Annotated in this window: 1 protein-coding gene; it reads right to left on the reverse strand. The window is 68.9% G+C overall.

The window, feature by feature from the left end; translation table 11 throughout:
- Positions 1-17 precede the first annotated feature (17 nt).
- On the reverse strand, positions 18-1,061 hold the full coding sequence (locus AB0M59_RS53580) for an IS110 family transposase (RefSeq protein WP_364632172.1): 1,044 nt from the start codon (positions 1,059-1,061) through the stop codon (positions 18-20).
- Positions 1,062-1,326: the final 265 nt, after the last annotated feature.

Below are 1,326 nucleotides of genomic sequence, written 5' to 3' on the forward strand. Positions count from 1 at the left end.
TGAATGAAGCTTCTATGTCAAGTTGCTGCTTGTAGCTGGTGTTGGTGGTCGGTGAGCAGGGCCTGGTAGATGGCGTTGGTGAGGTGACGTTTAAGCGCGCGCAGCGCGGCCTTGGCGCTGGCCTGGGGACGTTTTTCCGTCCATCGTGCCCGGTAGTCACGGGCAGGTTGATGATGGGCGAGCTGGGTGATCGCGACCCGGTGCACGCAGGTGTTGAGCTGGCGATTGCCGCCGCGGTTGAGCCGGTATCGGTGCCGGTTGCCCGACCAGACCGGGATCGGTGCGGTGCCGGCATGCATGGCATAGGCCGACGATGACCGGAACCGGGCGATCCCGGCGGTCTCCCCGACGATCTTCGCGGCGGTGACGACGCTGATCCCGACAATCGCCAGCAGCGCCGGCGCGTGCACGGTGACCCGCTGGGCGAGCTGGTGTTCCAGCCGGGCGATCTGCCTGCCCAGTGCGGTGATGTCGGCGGCCAGGTCCAGGGCCAGGTCACGGCGGACGCTGTGCGGCAGGTCGGCCAGCGTGGCGGTGAGGGCGCCCAGCCGCCGCGGTCCGGTCAGCGAGGCTTTGCCGGGGTCGAGGGCGGGGTCGAGGTCGTGCAGGTGCCAGCGCAGCTGGTTGATCGCCGCGGTGCGGCGGGTGATGAGGTAGTCACGGCGGTCGGTCAGCAGCCGCAGGTCCAGGGCTGCTGGATCCAGATGCGCGGAGGGCAGGTCGGGTTCGCGCAGTGCGGCGCGGGCGATGGCGAGGGCGTCGATCGGGTCGGACTTGCCGCGGGTGCGGGCCGAGGCGCGGCTCTTGGCCATCAGCTTCGGTGGGACCCAGACGACGGAGGCACCATGCCCGATCAGGGTGGCGACCAGCCGCCCGGCGATGCCGCGGCCGTCTTCGACCGCCCACCGCAGCCCGGGGTGCCAGGCCGAGGCCCAGGTGCGTAGCCGCAGAAGCCCGTCGGGGGTGGCGGGGACGGTCTGCTGGGCGAGTTTGCGGCCGGTCTCGTCGACGGCGACGGCGGTGTGGCTGGACTTGTGCGGATCGATTCCGATGACCACCATGGCAGGGGTGCGTGTCCTTCCCTTTGTGCCGGGACATGTGCGTCGTTCCGGGCCGGGCTGGTCGGACACGCCTCAGTCGAGGTTGATGGCGTTTGCCCACGCTTCTATCAAGTCAGGCCAGCCCCGGCCCGGGCCTTGATCACGCAGGACAGTTCATTCACAAGCCACTGCGGGCAACGTCATTCCGAGTCACCACGTGACCAAGACCGGACCATAACCGCACACCGTGCGGCACCACCAACCCTGACACTGAGAGTCATTCAGG

Origin of the sequence: Amycolatopsis sp. NPDC051371 (assembly GCF_040682155.1) — a bacterium.
Classification (GTDB): domain Bacteria; phylum Actinomycetota; class Actinomycetes; order Mycobacteriales; family Pseudonocardiaceae; genus Amycolatopsis.

Bases quoted from the DNA above. Each gene is read 5' to 3' on its own strand.
- AB0M59_RS53580 (WP_364632172.1), bottom strand. From the start codon at position 1,061: ATGGTGGTCATCGGAATCGATCCGCACAAGTCCAGCCACACCGCCGTC.